An 18,526-nucleotide genomic window follows, 5' to 3' on the forward strand; every position below is an offset into this window, starting at 1 on the left:
CCAGCGTACGACCGCGCGCCAGGTGCACGGCGCGGCGGGTCAGCGGAAGACGATGGTGCGGGCGCCGTCGAGCAGCACCCGGTTCTCGGCGAACCAGCGGACGGCCTGGGTGAGCGTGCGGCTCTCCTCGTCCTGGCCGATCGCCATCAGCTCGGGCGCGCTGCGGGTGTGGTCGACCCGCACGACGTTCTGCTCGATGATCGGCCCCTCGTCGAGGTCGCTCGTCACGAAGTGCGCCGTCGCGCCGATCAGCTTCACGCCGCGCGCATGCGCCTGCCGGTACGGGTTCGCGCCCTTGAAGCCGGGCAGGAACGAGTGGTGGATGTTGATCGCGCGCCCCTCGAGCGCCGTGCAGAGCTCGGGGCTGAGGATCTGCATGTAGCGCGCGAGCACCACCAGCTCGATGTCGTAGCGGTCGACGATCTGCAGCACGCGGGCCTCGAAGGCAGCTTTGCTCTCGGCGTCCGACACGGCGTGGTGCTCGAAGCGGGTGCCGTAGAACTCCGCGAGCTCGCCGAGGTCGGGGTGGTTGGCGAGCACGAGGGGGATCTCGACCGGCAGCTGGCCGGCGCGCTGACGGAACAGCAGGTCGTTGAGGCAGTGCGCCGCCTTGCTCGCGAGCACGAGCGTGCGGGTCGGCCGACCGACGACGTCGAGCTCGTGCTGCATGCCGTAGCGCTCGACGACGGGGGCGAGCCGCGCCTCGAACGCCGCGCGCTCGCCGGGCGCCTCGACCTGCAGCCGCATGAAGAAGGTGCCGGTGTCGTGGCTCGAGAACTGGGCGGACTCGGTGATGTTGCCGCCCGCCTCCACCACCGCTCCGCTGATCGCGTGGACGATGCCGGGGGCGTCGTCGCAGACGAGCGTGAGGGTCCAGTGGGTCGTCGGCGCGGCCGGGGCGGCAGCCGAGGAGGCGGTGGTCGGGTCGGTCACCAGCCCAGGGTAGTGCGCGGCGTGCGCCGGTCTCGCGATGCCGTGCGCCAGCGGCCCGACCGCGAGTGCCGGCTACGCGGCGGCGGAGACGAGCAGCACCAGCAGCGCCACGAGCGGGAACAGCCCCTGGGTCGCGGCGGCGCGCGCCTTGCGGGGATCGGTCACGAGGAGGACGAGGGCGGCGGCGAGCATCGAGCCCGTGCCGGCCACGATCAGGGCGTTGCCCGACGGCGACGCCTCGAACGCGCTGGAGGCGCTGGCCGGGTCGGCGGCCGCGACCAGCACGACGCCGACCGCCGTCACGATCGCGAGGAACAGGTTGTAGAAGCCCTGGTTCAGCGCGAGCGGCTTCGTGTGCTCGGCCTGGGCGTCGCTCGTGATGCCGAAGGTGGCGCGGACGCGCGGGGTCGTCCAGAGCACGGACTCCATCACGAAGATGTACACGTGCAGCAGGGCCGCGAGGGCGGCGGCGACGAGGGCGACGATCATGTGCCGACTCTAGGCCCGGGGGTGCGCTGCCCGCGAGGCGGGTCCATGAGGGAGGCGGCTGGCCGGGAGGCGAGTCGGCGACCGCGACGCGACGGGCGCAGTTGACACCCGACGCGCTCGCGGCTACCGTCATGGAATCGGTTCCATGGAATCGATTCCACGAACTACGACCACCCGCGCAGGGCGACCTGCCGCACCACCCGAGCTCACGACGGAGTAGCTGATGACCGCTGTCACGATCAAGGACGTCGCCCAGCGCGCCGGGGTCTCCCCGGCGACGGTGTCGCGCGTCCTGTCGGGCAACCCGGCCACCTCGGCCGAGTCGCGCGAGCAGGTCGAGCAGGCGGTCCGCGAGCTCGACTTCCGCCCGAACGCCCAGGCCAGGGCGCTGCGCTCCACGCGGTCGGACACTGTCGGCCTGCTCGTCTCCGACGTCCGCAACCCGTTCTTCGCCGACCTCGCCCACACGATCGAGCAGGGCCTGCTCGAGCTCGGCTACGTGACGCTGCTCGGCAACGCCAACGAGAACCGCGAGCAGCAGGACCGCTACCTCGACACGCTCATCTCGCGCCGCGTCGACGGCGTCATCGTGGCCCCGCAGGGCGGCGACTCCGCGAGCATCGACGCGCTGCTGACGCGCGACGTGCCCACCGTGTTCGTCGACCGCACCATCCCGGGCGTCGACGTGCCGAGCGTCACCACCGACAGCGGCCCCGGCATCCGGGCGGCCGTGCGGCACCTCGCCGAGCTCGGGCACGTGCGCGTCGGCTACATCGCCGGTCCGCAGAGCGTCTCGACCGGTCGCGAGCGGCTCGAGTCGTGGACGAGCGCGGTCGCCGAGAGCGGCCTCAGCGACGACCCGGTCCTCGTGCACCTCGGCGACTTCCAGAGCGCCAGCGGCTCGGAGGGCGTGCACGCGCTCTTCAGCCTCGACGAGCCGCCGACCGCGATCCTCGCGGCCGACAGCCTCATGGCCGTCGGCGCGATCGCGATGCTCCACCGCCTCGACCTCCGCATCGGCGAGGACGTCGCCGTCGTCGCCTTCGACGACGTCGAGTGGTTCTCGCTGCTCAACCCGGCCCTCACCGTCATCGCGCACAGCGTCGACGAGATGGGGCGACGCGCCGTCGAGCTGCTGCAGGAGGTCATCGCGGGACGGCGTCCCGACTCGGTGACGCTGCCGAGCGAGCTCGTCGTCCGCGCCTCCTCGTCCTCTCCCGTCCCCACCCCGTCCCGACCCCTCGGCAGGAACTGACCATGACCACCTCGATCAGCGACGATCGTCCCCTCCTCACCCTCGACCGCGTGAGCAAGTCGTTCGGGCCCGTGCGGGTCATCGACGACGTCACGGTGCACGTGCGCGCCGGCCAGGTGCAGGTGCTGCTCGGCGAGAACGGCGCGGGCAAGTCGACCCTCATCAAGATGATGTCAGGCGTCTACCAGCCCGACGGCGGCCGCGTCCTCGTCGACGGCGAGCCCGTCTCGCTGCCCGGCACCCTCGCCGCCGAGAAGCTCGGCATCGCCACCATCCACCAGGAGCTCAACCTCGTGCCGTCGCTCAGCGTCGCCGAGAACGTGATGATGGGCCGGTTCCCGACCCGGTTCGGCATGGTCGACCGGCGGGAGCTGAAGCGTCGGGCCCGTGCCGCGCTCGAGCTGATCGGGCTCGACGTCGACGTCGACACGAAGGTCGCCGAGCTCGGCATCGCGCGTCAGCAGCTGGTCGAGATCGCGAAGGCGCTGAGCATCGACGCGCGCATCCTCATCCTCGACGAGCCGACGGCGGCGCTCACCAGGCACGAGACGGAGCAGCTCTTCGCCGTCGTCGCGCAGCTGCGGGCCCGCGGGGTCGGCATGCTCTTCATCAGCCACCACCTCGACGAGATCGCCGAGATCGGCGACACGGTCGCGGTGCTCCGCGACGGACGCTTCGTCGCCGAGGTGCCCGCGTCGACGCCCGAGGCGGAGCTCGTGCGCCTCATGGTCGGCCGCGACATCGACGAGCAGTACCCGCGCGGCACCGGCGCCGAGAACGGCGCGGGCGACGTGCTCGTCGTCTCGGGCCTCACCGGCGAGCGGTTCCGCGACGTGTCGTTCACGGTGCGGGCGGGGGAGGTGCTGGGCATCGCCGGCCTCGTCGGTGCCGGCCGCACCGAGGTCGTCCGCGCGATCGCCGGGGTCGACCGCTACTCGGCGGGCACTGTCAGCGTGCGGGGGACGGTGCTGAAGAAGGGCGACGTCGCCGGCGCGATCGCCGCGGGGATCGGCCACGTCCCCGAGGACAGGAAGGGCCAGGGCCTCGTGCTCGGCGCCTCCGTCAACGACAACCTCGGGTACGCGACGCTCGCCTCCAGCGCCCGGGGCGGCCTCGTGGACTTCACCGGCCAGCGCGAGCGTGCCGAGGCGGTCGCCTCCCGCCTGCGCATCCGCATGCGCGACATCGACCAGCCGATCGGCGCGCTCTCGGGCGGCAACCAGCAGAAGGCCGTCTTCGGCCGCTGGATCATCGCCGGCTCCACGGTGCTGCTGCTCGACGAGCCCACACGCGGCGTCGACGTCGGCGCCAAGGTCGAGATCTACGAGCTGATCAACACCATCACGGCCGCCGGCGGAGCCGTCGTCATGGTCAGCAGCGAGCTGCCCGAGGTGATGGGCATGAGCGACCGGATCATCGTCATGCGCGACGGCGTCGTGGCCGGCGAGCTCGCCGCGGCCGACGCCACCCAGGACGCGCTGATGACGCTCGCCGCCCGCGACGTCCCGGACTCCGACGCGGCCTGACGCGACCGCGCGCTGCAGACCGGACGGCCGCCTCCCGCGCTTCCGCCTCACGCGCTGCCTCCCCCACCACGACCCGACGAACCCCACCAGACCAGGAAGACACCCATGACCACCACCACCGTGAAGGCGCAGCGACGCTCCTTCGACATCAAGGCGTTCCTCGCCGCCAACGGCGCCCTCGTCGGGCTCGTCGTGCTCTGCCTCGCGCTCTTCATCGCGACGCCCGACTTCCTGACCGGCCGCAACCTCCTCAACATCGGCATCCAGGTCTCGACCGTCGCGGTGCTCGCCTTCGGCATGACCTTCGTCATCGTCGCGGGCGGCATCGACCTCTCGGTCGGCTCGGTCGCCGCGCTCTCGGCCATGGTGTCGAGCTGGACCTTCGCCACGGCGGGCCTGCCCGGCGGTCTCGCCCTCGTCGTCGGCCTCGCGACCGGCCTCGTCGCCGGCCTCGTCAACGGCTTCGCCAGCGCCTACGGCAAGCTGCCGTCGTTCATCGCGACCCTGGCGATGCTCAGCGTCGCCCGCGGCCTCACGCTCGTCGTCAGCGACGGCCGCCCGATCTCGACGCCCGCCGCCGTGTCGTTCCTCGGCGGGAACGTCGGACCCGTGCCGGTGCCCGTCATCGTGCTGGTCGTCGCCGCCGCGATCGCGTCGTTCATCCTCAACCGCACCGTGATCGGCCGGACCATGTACGCGGTGGGCGGCAACGCGGAGGCGGCCCGCCTGTCGGGCCTGCCCGTCAAGCGGATCGTCGTCACTGTCTTCGGCCTGGCGGGCCTGTTCGCCGCGCTCGCCGGCCTGCTGCTCGCCGGGCGCCTCGACTCCGCCCAGCCCCAGGCCGCGGCGGGCTACGAGCTCGACGCGATCGCCGCCGTCGTCATCGGCGGGGCCAGCCTCGCCGGCGGGGTCGGCCGCATCTCGGGCACGGTCATCGGCGCCCTCGTGCTCGTCGTCATCCGCAACGGGCTGAACCTGCTCAACGTCACGTCGTTCTGGCAGCAGGTCGTCATCGGCCTCGTCATCGCGCTCGCCGTGGGCGTCGACGTGCTGCGCCGCAAGACGCGCAGCGCGTAGTCGCGACCCGACCCGCGCCTCCTCGTCTCTCTTCCCCTGAACCCCACCCGCACCACCAGAACCCCACCGAAGGACACACGATGAAGTCTTCCTCGTTCCGCAAGGCCGCCACCGTCGCCGCCGTCGTCGCAGTGGTCGTGACCGGCACCGCCGGCTGCAACCGCACCCCCGCAGGAGAGGCCGACCGCCCCACGGTCGTCCTGTCGCTGTCGACCCTCAACAACCCGTTCTTCGTCGAGCTCCGTGACGGCGCCCAGGCCGAGGCCGACGAGAAGGGCGTCGACCTGCAGGTCGTCGACGCGCAGAACGACTCGGCGACGCAGAGCAACCAGCTCGCGACCGCCGCGTCGAACGCCGACGCCGTCATCCTCAACGCCGTCGACAGCGACGCCGCCGGCCCCGCCGCCTCGCAGCTCAACGACGCCGGCGTGCCGATCGTCGCCGTCGACCGCGCGGTCAACGGCGCCGACGTCGCGTCGTTCGTCGCGAGCGACAACGTCGCCGGCGGCGAGCAGGCCGCGAAGGCGCTGGCCGAGGCCATCGGCGAGCAGGGCGAGGTCATCGTGCTGCAGGGCGTCGCGGGCACCTCGGCCAGCCGCGACCGCGGCGAGGGCTTCACGAAGGGCATCGCCGAGTTCCCCGGCATCACCGTCGTCGCGCAGCAGACCGCCAACTTCGACCGCGCCACCGCGCTCGACGTCACGACCAACCTGCTGCAGGCGCACCCCGACGCGGTCGGCGTCTTCGCCGAGAACGACGAGATGGGCCTCGGTGCCATCCAGGCGCTCGGCTCGCGTGCCGGCACCGACGTGAAGGTCGCCGCGTTCGACGGCACCGAGGACGGCCTGAAGGCCATCGAGGCCGGAACGATGTCGAGCACGATCGCCCAGCAGCCGGGCGAGCTCGGCGCACTCGCCGTCGACCAGGCCGTCAAGGCGATCGACGGCGGCGAGGGCGACGACGGCGCCTCCGACCAGGCCGTCGAGGTCATCACGGTCACGAAGGAGAACGTGGGTGACTTCTCCTGATGCACGGCTCCGCTGAGGTGGTCGGGGCCGGCGTGGTCGTCGTCGGGTCGATCAACGTCGACCAGGTCGTGACGGTCGACCGCCTCCCCCTCCCCGGCGAGACGCTGATCGGCACGTCGATGACGTTGCTGCCCGGCGGCAAGGGCGCGAACCAGGCCGTCGCCGCGGCCCGGCGCGGCGCGGCCACGACGATGATCGGCGCGGTCGGCGACGACGTGCACGCCTCGGCGGCGCTGCCGCTGCTCGTCGAGAGCGGCGTGGACGTCGAGCGGGTCGCCACGGCGGAGGGCCCCACCGGGCTCGCCGTGGTGAGCGTCGGCTCCGACTCCGAGAACACGATCGTCGTCGTGCCCGGGGCCAACGCCTCGGTCGACGAGGAGGCGGTCGCCCGGCACGCCGAGGTCGTCTCCCGCGCCGCCGTGGTCGTGCTGCAGGGCGAGATCCCCGTCTCGGGGATCGAGCGCGCGGCACGGCTGTCAGCGGGGCGCCTGGTGCTCAACCTGGCGCCCGTCGTGGCGGTCTCGGCCGAGGTCGTCCGGCTCGCGGACCCGCTCGTCCTCAACGAGCACGAGGGGCGCCTGCTGCTCGAGCTCGTCGCGCCGGAGGCTGCCGAGCGCCTCGCGGGACGGGACGCGTCGAAGGACGCGACCGGCGCCTCCTCGGCTGCTGCCCCTTCGGACCCGTCGTCGTCGGACGCGTCTGATGTCTCGTCGGATGACGACGCGGCCGTCGTCGCCGAGCTGCGCGGCCTGGGCGTCGCCTCCGTCGTGCTCACGCGCGGTGCGGCCGGCGCCCTGGTCTCGGACGCCTCCGGCTCGTGGTCGGTGCCGTCCCCGCGGGTGCGGGCCGTCGACTCGTCCGGAGCCGGCGACGCGTTCGTCGGCGCCCTGAGCGCCGCGCTCGCGGGGGGCTCCTCGCTGCTCGAGGCCGCGCAGGAGGCGGTGCGCGTCGGTGCCTACTCGGTCACGACCGCGGGCACCCAGCCCTCGTACCCGGGCGTCGACGACGAGCTGCCGTCGACGGACGAGCAGGTCACGGCGCTCGACAGCGCTGCAGCTGACGGCCCGACGGCCGAGAGCCCTGCGACCGAGGTGCGGGCGTGAAGCGCGGCGGGATCCTCAACGCCCAGCTGAACGCGGCGATCAGCGGCCTCGGCCACGGCGACCTCGTCGTCGTCGCGGACTGCGGCCTGCCCCTGCCCGTCGGCGTGCCGGTGGTCGACCTCGCGGTCGTGCACGGCCTGCCGTCCTTCGCCGGGGTGCTCGACGCGTTGCTCGCCGACGCGGTCTTCGAGGCCTGCACGGCGGCGGACGAGAGCGTCGGCACCGCGGCGGGCGAGCAGATCGCCGCACGGTTCGACGACGTCGCGCACGTCTCGCACGAGGAGCTCAAGGCGCTGAGCGGGCGGGCGCGGCTGCTCGTCCGCACGGGCGAGGCGACGCCGTACGCCAACGTGGTGCTGCGCTGCGGGGTGCCGTTCTGAGCTGAGCTGAGCTGAGCTGGGTCGAGCTCCGCGCCCACGTCGGTCCGGCCGACCCCGGCGACCGCCCGCCCGCGCCTCAGGCGCCGGCGGGCGGCGCCCCGTCGACGGCCAGCGGGCCCTCGCGTCGGGCCTTCCAGCGGCCCGACGCGACGTACTTGACCATGACGTTGACGGTCGCGGCGGTGGGCACGGCGAAGAGCGCTCCGGGGATGCCGGCCACGAGCGAGCCCGCCGCCACGGCGAAGACCACGGCGAGGGGGTGCACCTTCACCGCGCCTCCCATGACGAGGGGCTGCAGCACGTGCGCCTCGAGCAGGTGCACGAGCAGCACCCCGCCGAGCATCACCAGCGCCTGGACCGGCCCGGCGACGACGAGCGCGAGCACGACCGCGAGCGCACCCGTCACGATCGCCCCGAGCACGGGGATGAACGACGCGAGGAACACGAGGATCGCGATCGGCACCGCCAGCGGCAGCCCGAGGAAGAACGCGAACAGGCCGATCCCGATGCCGTTCGCCGCAGCGACGACCACTTGCACCTTCACGAACGAGGTGAGCGTCAGCCAGCCGGCCTGACCTGCTCCGTCGACGGCCGGCCGTGCCGCCCGCGGGAACAGCCGGACGACCCAGTGCCAGACGCCCCGACCGTCGATCAGGAGGAAGATCGTCGCGAAGAGCGTCAGCAGCCCGCCCGCGACGAGGTGCCCGGCCGCCGAGCCGATCGCCGCGACGCCGCTGAGGATCTGCTGGCTCGCGTCCTGCAGCGCCTGCCCCGCCTGGCCGACGTACTGGTCGAACTCGCCGTCGGTGAGCTTCAGCGGCGACGTCCGCAGGAACTGCCGCAGGCTGTCGTACGCCGCCATGCCCTTGTCGCTCAGGTCGCCCGCACCCGCACGCACCTGGGTCACGACGAGCACGAGCAGGCCGCCGACCACGACGACGAGCGCGAGCAGCGCCACCACGATCGCGAGCCAGTGCGGCACCCGCCGCCGCGTGAGCAGGCGCACGACGGGCTGCAGCAGCGCGCAGATCAGGATCGCGATCAGCAGCGGCACCACGATCTCCTCGAGGCGGGACACCAGCCAGCCCAGCACCGCGAGGCACGCCGCCACGACCAGCAGGCGCCAGCCCCAGGCGCCGGCCACGAGCATGCCCGGCGGGACCGCGCCGGGTGCGAGGGCGCGGCCGGGGGAGCCGGCCCGCACCTCCTCGGCCTCGCCCGCGACGGGGACACGAGGAGGCGCTCCGGGCTCGCCGGGAGCGGCCCCGGTCGTCGAGGTGGTCGGGTCGGTCGTCGCTCTGCGGCGGCGCCAAGGGAGGTCCATGGTCGGAGTCTCCGGTCAGTCGGCTATCAGTGGGCTGTGACTCCGCCGATCCGGGCGTGGGCGTGCGCTGGACGGCCATCCGTCGGTGCGTGCGCCGGTGCGTGCGCCGGTGCGCACGACTGCTCCTGCGTCGTCTCGGCGGCCGGCACGGGGTGCTCGCGAGGCCTGCCGTAGCATCGACGGGTCCCCGGCCGCCGCCGAGGACCAGCCGACAGGCCGACCGACGAGGAGGCGCGACGTGACGGACAGGGTCACCATCGTCGAGGTCGCCGCCCGTGCCGGCGTCGCCATCAGCTCGGTGTCCAGCGCGCTCAACGACCGGCCCGGCGTCTCGGAGCAGACGCGCGCGCGGATCAAGCAGGCCGCCTCCGACCTCGGCTTCGTGCCCAGCGTCCGTGGCCGCTCGCTCAGCGCCAAGCGGGCCTTCACCGTCGGGCTCGTCGTGCACCGCGACCCGTTCGTGCTCGAGTCGGACCCCTTCTTCGGCAGTTTCATCGGCGGCCTCGAGTCGGTGCTCGACCCGCGCGGCTACGCGTTGATCCTGCAGATGGGCTCGGCCGCCGACGAGACCCTCGACCGCTACCGGCGCCTCGCGGCCGGTCGACGGGTCGACGGGGTGTTCCTCAACGAGCTCGTCGTCGACGACCCGCGCGTCGCCCTCGTGCAGCAGCTCGGCCTGCCGGCGGTCGGCGTGAACCCGGCCCCGGGGTTCCCGCTGCCCGCTGTGCACCAGGACGTCTCGGCGGGGGTCCACGAGCTCGTCGCCCACCTCGTGTCGCTCGGGCACCGACGGTTCGCCCACGTCGCCGGGCCGTCGCGGTTCGTCCACGCGGTGCACCGGGTCGAGGCGTGGCGCGAGGCGCTCGTCGCCGCAGGGTGCGACCCCGGCGTGCTCGTCGAGGCGGACTTCACGTACGAGGGGGGACGTCGCGCTGCGGCCGAGCTGCTCGGCGACGCTGCTCGCGACGGGGGTGCCGGCGACGGCGCTGCCGGCCGCGGCGATCGTCCCACCGCCGTGTTCTGCGCCAACGACCTCGCCGCGATCGGCTTCATGGCGGAGGCGGACGCGCGCGGCGTGCGCGTGCCCGACGACGTCAGCGTGGCCGGGTTCGACGGCATCGAGCTGGGCACCTACGTGCGGCCTGCGTTGACCACGCTGACGACGGCGCCGCGGCTGCTCGGGGCGGAGGCCGCCCGGCTCCTGCTCGCCGCCGTCGAGGCGCCCGACGCGGCCGAGGCGTCGGAGGTCGGCGTCGCGCCCGGCGTCGCGGCGGACTCGGGTGTGCGTGCGGCTGTCGGCGCGGTGCCCGCGTCGGCGCACGCGGACATCGAGCCGGCGCGCCTGCTGGTCCGCGCCTCCACCGGTCCCGCTCCGCGCTGACGCCGCGGCGAGTCTGCCTGCTCGTCGAACCGCGTTCCGAACCATGGACCGCGACAGAACGCGGTTCATGGTTCGGAACGCGGTTCATGGCGAGCAATGCGAGGGGGAGAGGCGGGGTTCCGCTTCGGAGGTGGGCGTGCTAGCTCCACCTCTACCGAAACGTTTCGGTAGATCGAGACAGCCTCCCGACGACGAAGTTGGTGCCCATGGACCCCGCGACGACCACCGCCGCCCGCGACCTCGCCCGAGCCGCCGCCGTGCCAGCAGGCAGCGTCGACCACGACGCGACCGGGGCGACCGGGGCGACCGGGGCGACCGCCCTCGCGGCGCACCTCGTCCCGCTGACGCGCGACCGCCTCCGGCAGGTGCTCGACGGCGCGCTCGCGCACCGGAACGCGCTGACCAGCGCCCTCGCCCAGCTCACCTTCTCGGGCGCGGCGGCGTACGGCGCCGACCGTCCCGACTGGGCCGTCGGCCCCTTCGCCGCCGACCCCGCGCTGACCTTTACGCTCGACCACCAGTGGGAGGACCCCGACGGCATCGGCTGGACCAGCTCGTCGCTCTACAACCCGACGATGATCGAGCACGAGGGCGTGCTGCACCTCTTCTACCGCGCCTCGCCCGTCAAGGAGAGCCTCGGCAGCCGCATCGGCCACGCCACCCGCGACCTGACCGGCTCTGGCTCCGACGCGGGCACCGACACCGCCGCCTGGGTCGACGACCCGGCGAACCCGGTCGTCCGCCCGACCCGCGACCTCGAGCTGCTCGGCACCGAGGACCCGAAGGTCTACCGCGCCGAGGGCCGCTTCTGGCTCTTCTACAACGGCATCTGGCCGATCACCGAGGAGGCGCGGGCCGCGTTCCCGAGCACCGGCTACCCCGTCGAGGCGGTCGGCTGCGACATGATGCTCGCGGTCAGCGACGACCTCGTCACCTGGGAGCGCCTCGGCCCGATCGCCGACCCCGAGCAGACGCGGCTCTGGGCGAAGGGCGCGGTGATCCCGCGCGACGAGCACGGCGACGCCGTCCGCGTCGGGGGCGAGTACCTGATGTTCGTCAGCGAGGGCTTCGACGGCGTGCTGCACGTCGGCCGGTCGGACGACATGCGCACGTGGGCCTTCGAGCCGACCCCGTACCTCGACCTGTCGAGCGTCGGCGGGCACCTGCACGAGGTCGCCGCGGCGATCGTCACCGGCGACGGGCGGCTCGTGCTCGACGTGTTCCACGACGACGCCGAGGGTCGCTTCGCCGCGAGCCAGGCGCTCTACGACGTCGAGCACCCGTTCGACCAGCTCGCGCTGACGCCCGGCGGCTCGCTCTGCTGGGGCGGCCTCGGCCGGGTCGACGGCCGCTGGACCTTCGCGCAGGGCTGGGACGCGCCTCCTGGTCGCCGCGACCTCTACGTCTACCGCGAGGCGTCGACGTCCGACGCCCCCACCACCTGACCCGCACGACACCCCCACCCGCACGACACCACGTACGACCCCTGCACCGCAGCGCACCACCCGAACCCAAGGAGAACACCGTGCAACGACGCACCGCACTCATCGGAGCCACCGTCCTGCTCGCCGGCCTCGGCCTGACCGCCTGCTCGGGCGGCGGGGGAGGAGGAGGCGGCGACGCCCTCACCGCGAAGGGCCCCATCACCATCTGGTACTCGAACAACGAGTCCGAGGTCGAGTGGGGCAAGGCCACGGTCGCGTCCTGGAACGCCGACCACCCGGACGAGCAGGTCAAGGGCCAGGAGATCCCCGCCGGCAAGTCGAGCGAAGAGGTCATCGGCGCCGCCATCACGGCCGGCAACGCTCCCTGCCTCGTCTACAACACGGCCCCGAGCGCGGTCGGCCAGTTCCAGAAGCAGGGCGGTCTCGTCGACCTGTCGAGCTTCGACGACGGCGCCGAGTACATCGAGGACCGCAGCGGCGACCTCGCCGAGCAGTACCAGGACGCCGACGGCAAGTACTACCAGATGCCCTGGAAGTCGAACCCGGTGATGATCTTCTACAACAAGGACCTCTTCACCCAGGCCGGCCTCGACGCCGAGAACCCCGAGCTGTCGACCTACGACGACTTCCTGGCCACGAGCAAGACGCTCGTCGACGCCGGTGTCTCCGACTACGCCATCCACCCGGCCCCGACCAGCGAGTTCTTCCAGTCGCAGTTCGACTTCATGCCGCTCTACGCGGCCGAGACCGGCGGCACCGGCCTGATCGAGGACGGCAAGGCCACCTTCGCCGACGGCGCGGGCGAGGACGTCGCCGGCTTCTGGCGCGACCTGTACGACCAGGACCTGGCCGGCCAGGAGCAGTACACGGGCGACAGCTTCGCCGACGGCGAGGCCGCGATGTCGATCGTCGGTCCGTGGGCGGTCAACGTCTACGAGGACGTGAACTGGGGCGCCGTGCCGGTGCCCACCAAGGACGGCACCGACGCCGACGAGACCTACACGTTCAGCGACGCCAAGAACGTCGGCATGTACACGGCGTGCGAGGACCAGGGCACCGCGTGGGAGTTCCTGAAGTACTCGACCAGCGAGGACTCCGACCGCGCCCTGCTCGAGACCACGGGCCAGATGCCGATCCGCACCGACCTGGCCGCGACCTACTCCGACTACTTCGACGCCAACCCGTCGTACGCCCTCTTCGGCGACCAGGCCGCCCGCACCGTCGAGGTGCCGTCCGGCCCGAACACCGTCGCCGAGCTGCAGGCGTTCCGCGACGCGTGGTCGAAGAGCGTGATCTTCGGCGAGGGCGACGTCGGATCGTCGCTGAAGGACGCGGCCGACAAGGTCGACGAGCTCGCGGCCCAGGGCTGAGACCCGTGTCCTCCCTCCGTGCCGGGGCGACCGCCCCGGTCACCGGCAGNGGCAAGAACCCGCTCGGCCTGCTCCTCAGCGCGCCGTACCTGGTCTTCGTCCTCGCGGTCTTCGCGTACCCGCTGATCTACGCGGTGTACATCGCGTTCCACGACTACTTCTTCACCGCGCCGGGCGCGGTCGTCGACCGGCCGTTCGTCGGGCTGGCGAACTTCGTCACGGCGTTCACGGACCCGGCCGTCCTGCGGTCGTTCGGCAACGTCGGGGTCTTCCTGGTCATCAACGTGCCGCTCACCGTCGTGCTGAGCATGGTGCTGGCGTCGGCGCTCGACAAGGTGTCGCACTTCAAGGGCTTCCTCCGCGTCGCCTTCTACGTGCCGTACCTCGCGGCCAGCGTCGCCGTCGTGGCCGTCTGGCTGTTCCTCTTCAACGGGAGCGGCCTGGTCAACCAGGTGCTGGGGCCGCTGGCGCCGTCGCCGTCGTGGTTGATCAACTCGGCCTGGGCGATGCCCTCGATCGCGCTGTTCGTCACGTGGAAGCAGCTCGGCTTCTACATCCTGCTGTACCTCGCGGCGCTGCAGAACGTGCCGAAGGAGCTCTACGAGGCGGCGTCGAGCGACGGTGCCGGCCCGATCCGGTCGTTCTTCACCGTGACCGTGCCCGGGGTGCGCCCCGCGACCGTGCTGGTGCTGCTCGTGTCGACGGTGACCGGGGCGAACCTGTTCACCGAGCCGTACCTGCTCACCGGCGGAGGCGGCCCGAACGGCGCCTCCACGTCGCCCGTCCTGCTGATGTACCAGAAGGGCATCGAGCAGGGGAACCCCGACCAGGCGGCCGCGATCGGCGTCGTGCTCGTCGTGCTCGTGCTGATCATCGCGCTGCTGCAGAACCGGTTCGCCGGCGGCAAGGAGGACTGAGATGTCCAGGACCCAGACCACGCTGCGAGGCGTCGTGCTCGCACTGGGAGCGCTCGCGTTCCTCTTCCCCTTCTACTACATGGTGATCGGCTCGCTGCAGGCGCGGCCCGACCCGACCGTCGCGGGCGCGTTCCCGCACCCGTCGAACCTCACCCTCGAGAACTACGCCGCGATCGACAGCCGCATCGGGCTGCTCACGGGGCTCGTCAACTCGGGCATCTTCACCGCGGGCGTGCTGATCTGCACCGTCGTGTTCGGGGTGCTCGTCGGCTACGCGCTCGCCGTGCTGCAGTGGCGAGGACGCGGCGTGACCTTCGCCCTCGCGCTGCTCGTGCAGGTGGTGCCGTTCCAGCTGCTGGTCATCCCGCTGTACGTGCTCATCGCGCGCAACTACGGGCTGAGCGACAACTACCTCGGCATGATCCTGCCGTTCGCCATCAACTCGACGGCGGTGATCATCTTCCGGCAGTACTTCCTGCAGCTGCCCCGCGAGCTGTTCGAGGCGGCACGCATCGACGGCACCGGCGAGTTCCGACTGCTGTGGAACATCGCCCTGCCGCTCGTCCGCCCCGCGCTCGTCACGGCCCTGCTGCTGACGTTCATCGGGCCGTGGAACGAGTTCCTCTGGCCGTTCCTCATCACCAAGGAGGCGTCGATGCAGCCGCTCGCCGTCTCGCTGGCGAACTACATCTCGAACGTCGCCGCCACCGCCGCCAACCCCTTCGGCGCGACCCTGGCCGGAGCCGTCGTGCTCGCCGCCCCGGTCGTGCTGCTGTTCATCGTGTTCCAGCGCTACTTCATCTCGACCGACGTCGGCTCGAGCGTGAAGGGCTGACAGGAGATCCCCCGTGACCGACACCGCACCTCCTCCGTTCCCCTACCGCCTGACGCGCCTCGGCGTCGTCATGGCGCCCGACCCCGACGAGCCGCTCGAGGCCGAGGGCGTCCTCAACCCCGGCTCGGGCCGCGGGCCCGACGGCGAGCTGTACCTGCTGCCGCGCCTCGTCGCCGCCGGCAACGTCTCGCGCGTCGGCCTCGCCCGCGTGGTCGTCGACGACGGCGTGCCCGTCGGCGTCGAGCGCGAGGGCGTCGTGCTCGCCCCCGACCGCGGCTGGGAGCGCGGCGCCACGCACTCGGGCGTCGAGGACCCGCGCGTCACCCGGGTCGACGAGCTCGGCCTGCACGTGATGACCTACGTCGCCTACGGTCCGCTCGGGCCCCGCACGGCCGTCGCCGTCAGCGACGACCTGCGCGAGTGGCGTCGCCTCGGCCCCGTGACCTTCGACTACGTCGACGAGCTCGACACCGACCTCGGGCTGTTCCACAACAAGGACACGACGTTCTTCCCGTCGCCCGTCACCGCACCCGACGGCGTCCGCAGCTTCGCCGTGCTGCACCGGCCGATGTGGCACATCGGCGCCACCGTGCCGGGGGAGGGCAGCCCGCTGCCCGCCGGGGTCACCGACGGGCGGCACTCGATCTGGATCAGCTACGTGCCCGTCGACGCGGTCGCGGCGGACGATCGCGCCCTGGCCCGCTGGGGACAGCACCGCCCGGTGGCCGGCCCCGAGTTCCCCTTCGAGGAGCTCAAGATCGGCGGCGGCCCGCCCCCGCGCCGCGTGCCCGAGGGCTGGCTGCTGCTGCACCACGGCGTCACGGGCGTCATCGACGACGTGTTCGCCCAGCAGCAGAACGTCAACTACGCGGCGGGCGGCATGATCCTCGACGCGGACGACCCCTCCCGCGTCGTGACCCGCTCGGCCGTGCCCTTGCTCGAGGCCGAGACGGCCGACGAGCGCGACGGCATCGTGCCGAACGTGGTGTTCCCCACCGCGATCGAGGAGGTGGACGGGGTGCCGTTCGTCTTCTACGGCATGGCCGACTCGAAGATCGGCGTCGCCCGGCTCGACCGCGCCTGACCCGCACGCCCGGGCGCTGCGGGCGAGTTGCCCCAGAACGTCACCCAGAACGAGTCGACCCGACATCCCGGGGCGACTCGACGACCATGCACGACGAGACAGAAGGAGGCGGTCGACGATGACCGCACGCACCTCACGATGGGCCGGGCTCGCCCTGGCCGCCACGACCGCGATCGCGCTGGGGGTGACGGGGGTGCTGCCGGCGTCCGCCGCGCCTCCTGCGGCACCGGCTGCGCCTGCGCCGGCTGCGCCGAGCGCCGCCGCGACGACTGCTGCTGCCGCGCAGGCGCCGCTCACGAACCTCGCGCACCTCGACTTCCTGCTCGACCAGACGACGCCCGCCGCGGAGGAAGGGCACACGTCGTACCGCCTCGAGAGCGAGCCGACGCTGACCCTGCCGTGGACCTACGCGGACGCCCGCGACGGCGGCACCTTCGCCCGGGTGGGCGGCGGCCCGCTCGACCCCGCGACCGGGTACTGGGGACAGGGCGCGTACAACTCCGACGACGTGTCGCGCGCCGCGGTCGTGTACCTGCGCGACTGGCAGCAGACCGGGGCGGAGGCGAGCCGCGACAAGGCCTACGAGCTGCTGCGCGCGACCGCGTACTTCCAGACCACGACGGGTCCGGCCGCCGGCAACGTCGTGCTGTGGATGCAGCCGGACGGCACGTTCAACCGCAGCCCCGTCCCCGTCGAGCTGCCCGACCCCTCCGACAGCGGAAACAGCTACTGGCTCGCCCGCAGCATCTGGGCGTTCGGCGAGGGCTACGCGGCGTTCCGCGACGAGGACCCGGAGTTCGCCGCGTTCCTGCAGCAGCGCCTCCAGCTCGGCGTGACGGCGCTGCAGCGCGACACGCTGTCGCGCTACGGGCAGTACGACGTGGCCGACGGCACGCAGGTGCCCGCCTGGCTGATCGTCGACGGCGCGGACGCCACGGCCGAGGCCGTTCTCGGCCTCAGCTCGTACGTGGCCGCCGCCCCCGACGACGCGACGGTGCGGACCGCGACGACGCAGCTCGCTGAGGGCGTGGCGCGCATGGCGTCGGGCGACCCGCAGACCTGGCCGTACGGCGCGGTGCTGCCGTGGACGCACTCGCGCTCGATGTGGCACTCGTGGGCGTCGCAGATGCCCGCGGCCCTGGCGCGCGCCTCGACCGTGCTGGGGCGCAGCGACCTGCTGGCTCCCGCGGTCGTCGACACCGCCTCGTTCACGACGACCCTGCTCACGGCCAGCGGGCCGGACAACGCCTGGTACCCGACGCCCGTCGACCAGACGCAGATCGCCTACGGCGCGGACTCGCGCCTGCAGTCCGCGCTCGCCGTGGCCGACGCCTCGGGCGGGGCGGGCTTCCGCCAGGTGGCCGGCGTCGCGGCGAGCTGGTACTTCGGCACGAACCGCTCGGGCAAGCCGGTCTACGACCGGGCGACCGGCGTGACGAACGACGGCGTGCAGGCCGACGGCTCCGTCAACGGCAACAGCGGCGCCGAGAGCACGATCCACGGCCTGCTGTCGATGATCGCGCTGGACGGCGCCCCCGACGTGTCGGCGCTGGCCCAGGCGTCGACCACGATCGCGTCGCGTGACGGGCTGACGACGATCGAGGCCGAGGGCGCGTCGCCCACGACGGGCACCGTCGTCACCCCCGACTCGGCGTGGACGGGCGAGTCGCAGTACAGCGGCGGCGCGGCGCTCACGCTGCAGCCGGGACAGAGCGCCACGATCGCGGTGCCTGCGGGGTCGGGGCTGCGTCACGTCGAGCCGGTGCTGCTCGGCGCCGAGGGAGTCGTGTCGACCTCGACCTGGAAGGCCGGCCGGGTGCCGCTCGGCACCCTGACGACCCGGGTGGGCGCGCAGGGCGTGACCGCCGCCTCCGGGGCGCTGCTGCCGCAGACGCTGCCGATCCCCGTCGGGCCCGGGGCCACCTCCGTGACGGTGACGGCCCGCGGGTCGCAGCCGGTGACGGTGGACGCGCTGATCGTCCGGCCGCTCGTGCAGCGGCTCGCGCTGACCGGGGCCGGCGGCCGGGCGACCGAGCTCGTCTCGTCGACCTCGAAGCTGCCGCTGCCGACCACGGTCGGCGCACGCGGCGTGCGGTCGACGGTCGCGAGCTACGACTCGCGCGGGGCGCTCGTGTCGCAGCGGACGGTCTCGGGTCAGTCGGTCGCGCTGGTGCGCGGCGGCGGGTTCGTCGTCGCGACGCGGTAGGGGGTCACGGGCGCGCGGGCGCGGGCGCGCTGGAACGGGCTCGAACGGGCGTGCGGGCCCCGACGATCACCCCGCACGCCTCCTCCGCGAACGAAGAACCCCGTTCCGTTCGAAGAACCGTGTTGCTTCGCGGTTCTTTGAACGGAACGGGGTTCCGAAGCGTGTTCAACGCC

The 18,526-nt window shown here is 72.9% G+C and carries 15 protein-coding genes and 1 pseudogene; 13 read left to right on the top strand and 3 right to left on the bottom strand.

Going from position 1 to position 18,526, the window contains the following annotated elements; translation table 11 throughout:
* Positions 1 to 39: 39 nt before the first annotated feature.
* Entirely contained in the window at positions 40 to 933 is an 894-nt protein-coding gene (gene purU / locus IFT77_RS06785; RefSeq protein WP_192169582.1) for a formyltetrahydrofolate deformylase, read from the bottom strand.
* 72 nt (positions 934 to 1,005) lie between these two features.
* Positions 1,006 to 1,422 carry a DUF1304 domain-containing protein gene (locus IFT77_RS06790; protein ID WP_192040803.1) on the bottom strand — a complete coding sequence of 139 codons (417 nt, stop codon included), beginning with the start codon at positions 1,420 to 1,422 and terminating at the stop codon, positions 1,006 to 1,008.
* Between the two features lie 223 nt (positions 1,423 to 1,645).
* Between IFT77_RS06790 and IFT77_RS06795 the strand changes: the two genes are divergently transcribed.
* The 6 genes from IFT77_RS06795 (at position 1,646) to rbsD (ending at position 7,791) form a co-directional block, all read left to right on the top strand.
* Positions 1,646 to 2,677, top strand: coding sequence for a LacI family DNA-binding transcriptional regulator (locus IFT77_RS06795; protein WP_192169583.1), 1,032 nt, complete (start codon positions 1,646 to 1,648; stop codon positions 2,675 to 2,677).
* A gap of 2 nt (positions 2,678 to 2,679) precedes the next feature.
* Positions 2,680 to 4,203, top strand: a complete 1,524-nt coding sequence (locus IFT77_RS06800) for a sugar ABC transporter ATP-binding protein (protein ID WP_192040805.1) — start codon at positions 2,680 to 2,682, stop codon at positions 4,201 to 4,203.
* Between the two features lie 105 nt (positions 4,204 to 4,308).
* Positions 4,309 to 5,280 carry an ABC transporter permease gene (locus IFT77_RS06805; protein WP_146903122.1) on the top strand — a complete coding sequence of 324 codons (972 nt, stop codon included), beginning with the start codon at positions 4,309 to 4,311 and terminating at the stop codon, positions 5,278 to 5,280.
* 80 nt (positions 5,281 to 5,360) lie between these two features.
* On the top strand, positions 5,361 to 6,308 hold the full coding sequence (locus tag IFT77_RS06810) for a substrate-binding domain-containing protein (RefSeq protein ID WP_192169584.1): 948 nt from the start codon (positions 5,361 to 5,363) through the stop codon (positions 6,306 to 6,308).
* Positions 6,308 to 7,411 (top strand): ribokinase, encoded by a 1,104-nt coding sequence (locus tag IFT77_RS06815; RefSeq protein ID WP_192169585.1) that lies wholly within the window; start codon positions 6,308 to 6,310, stop codon positions 7,409 to 7,411. The genes IFT77_RS06810 and IFT77_RS06815 overlap by 1 nt, the downstream gene beginning before the upstream one ends.
* Entirely contained in the window at positions 7,408 to 7,791 is a 384-nt protein-coding gene (rbsD, locus tag IFT77_RS06820) for a D-ribose pyranase (protein WP_192169586.1), read from the top strand. Before IFT77_RS06815 ends, rbsD begins: the two co-directional genes overlap by 4 nt.
* A 76-nt stretch (positions 7,792 to 7,867) precedes the next feature.
* Here the strand turns inward: rbsD and IFT77_RS06825 are convergent, their stop codons facing one another.
* Positions 7,868 to 9,115, bottom strand: coding sequence for an AI-2E family transporter (locus IFT77_RS06825; RefSeq protein WP_244638589.1), 1,248 nt, complete (start codon positions 9,113 to 9,115; stop codon positions 7,868 to 7,870).
* 238 nt (positions 9,116 to 9,353) lie between these two features.
* On the opposite strand from IFT77_RS06825, the gene IFT77_RS06830 reads away from it, so the two are divergent.
* The 7 genes and pseudogenes from IFT77_RS06830 to IFT77_RS06860 all read left to right on the top strand — a co-directional run bounded on the left by IFT77_RS06830 (position 9,354) and on the right by IFT77_RS06860 (position 18,353).
* Positions 9,354 to 10,496: a substrate-binding domain-containing protein gene (locus IFT77_RS06830; protein ID WP_192169587.1), complete on the top strand. Its 1,143-nt coding sequence runs from the start codon at positions 9,354 to 9,356 to the stop codon at positions 10,494 to 10,496.
* A gap of 206 nt (positions 10,497 to 10,702) precedes the next feature.
* Entirely contained in the window at positions 10,703 to 11,941 is a 1,239-nt protein-coding gene (locus tag IFT77_RS06835; protein WP_244638591.1) for a hypothetical protein, read from the top strand.
* Positions 11,942 to 12,021: 80 nt separating this feature from the next.
* Complete coding sequence (locus IFT77_RS06840) at positions 12,022 to 13,311, top strand: extracellular solute-binding protein (protein WP_192169588.1); 1,290 nt, start codon at positions 12,022 to 12,024, stop codon at positions 13,309 to 13,311.
* A 50-nt stretch (positions 13,312 to 13,361) separates the two neighbouring features.
* Positions 13,362 to 14,228, top strand: a pseudogene (locus tag IFT77_RS06845) (carbohydrate ABC transporter permease); the annotation flags it as partial.
* Position 14,229: 1 nt separating this feature from the next.
* Entirely contained in the window at positions 14,230 to 15,063 is an 834-nt protein-coding gene (locus IFT77_RS06850; protein WP_123547795.1) for a carbohydrate ABC transporter permease, read from the top strand.
* A gap of 70 nt (positions 15,064 to 15,133) precedes the next feature.
* A complete protein-coding gene (locus IFT77_RS06855; protein ID WP_192041398.1) occupies positions 15,134 to 16,147 on the top strand; it encodes a glycosidase in 1,014 nt (337 codons plus the stop codon).
* A 118-nt stretch (positions 16,148 to 16,265) separates the two neighbouring features.
* A complete protein-coding gene (locus tag IFT77_RS06860; protein ID WP_192169589.1) occupies positions 16,266 to 18,353 on the top strand; it encodes a hypothetical protein in 2,088 nt (695 codons plus the stop codon).
* Positions 18,354 to 18,526: the final 173 nt, after the last annotated feature.

Source organism: Frigoribacterium sp. CFBP 13729 (genome assembly GCF_014841875.1).
Taxonomy (GTDB): Bacteria; Actinomycetota; Actinomycetes; order Actinomycetales; family Microbacteriaceae; genus Frigoribacterium.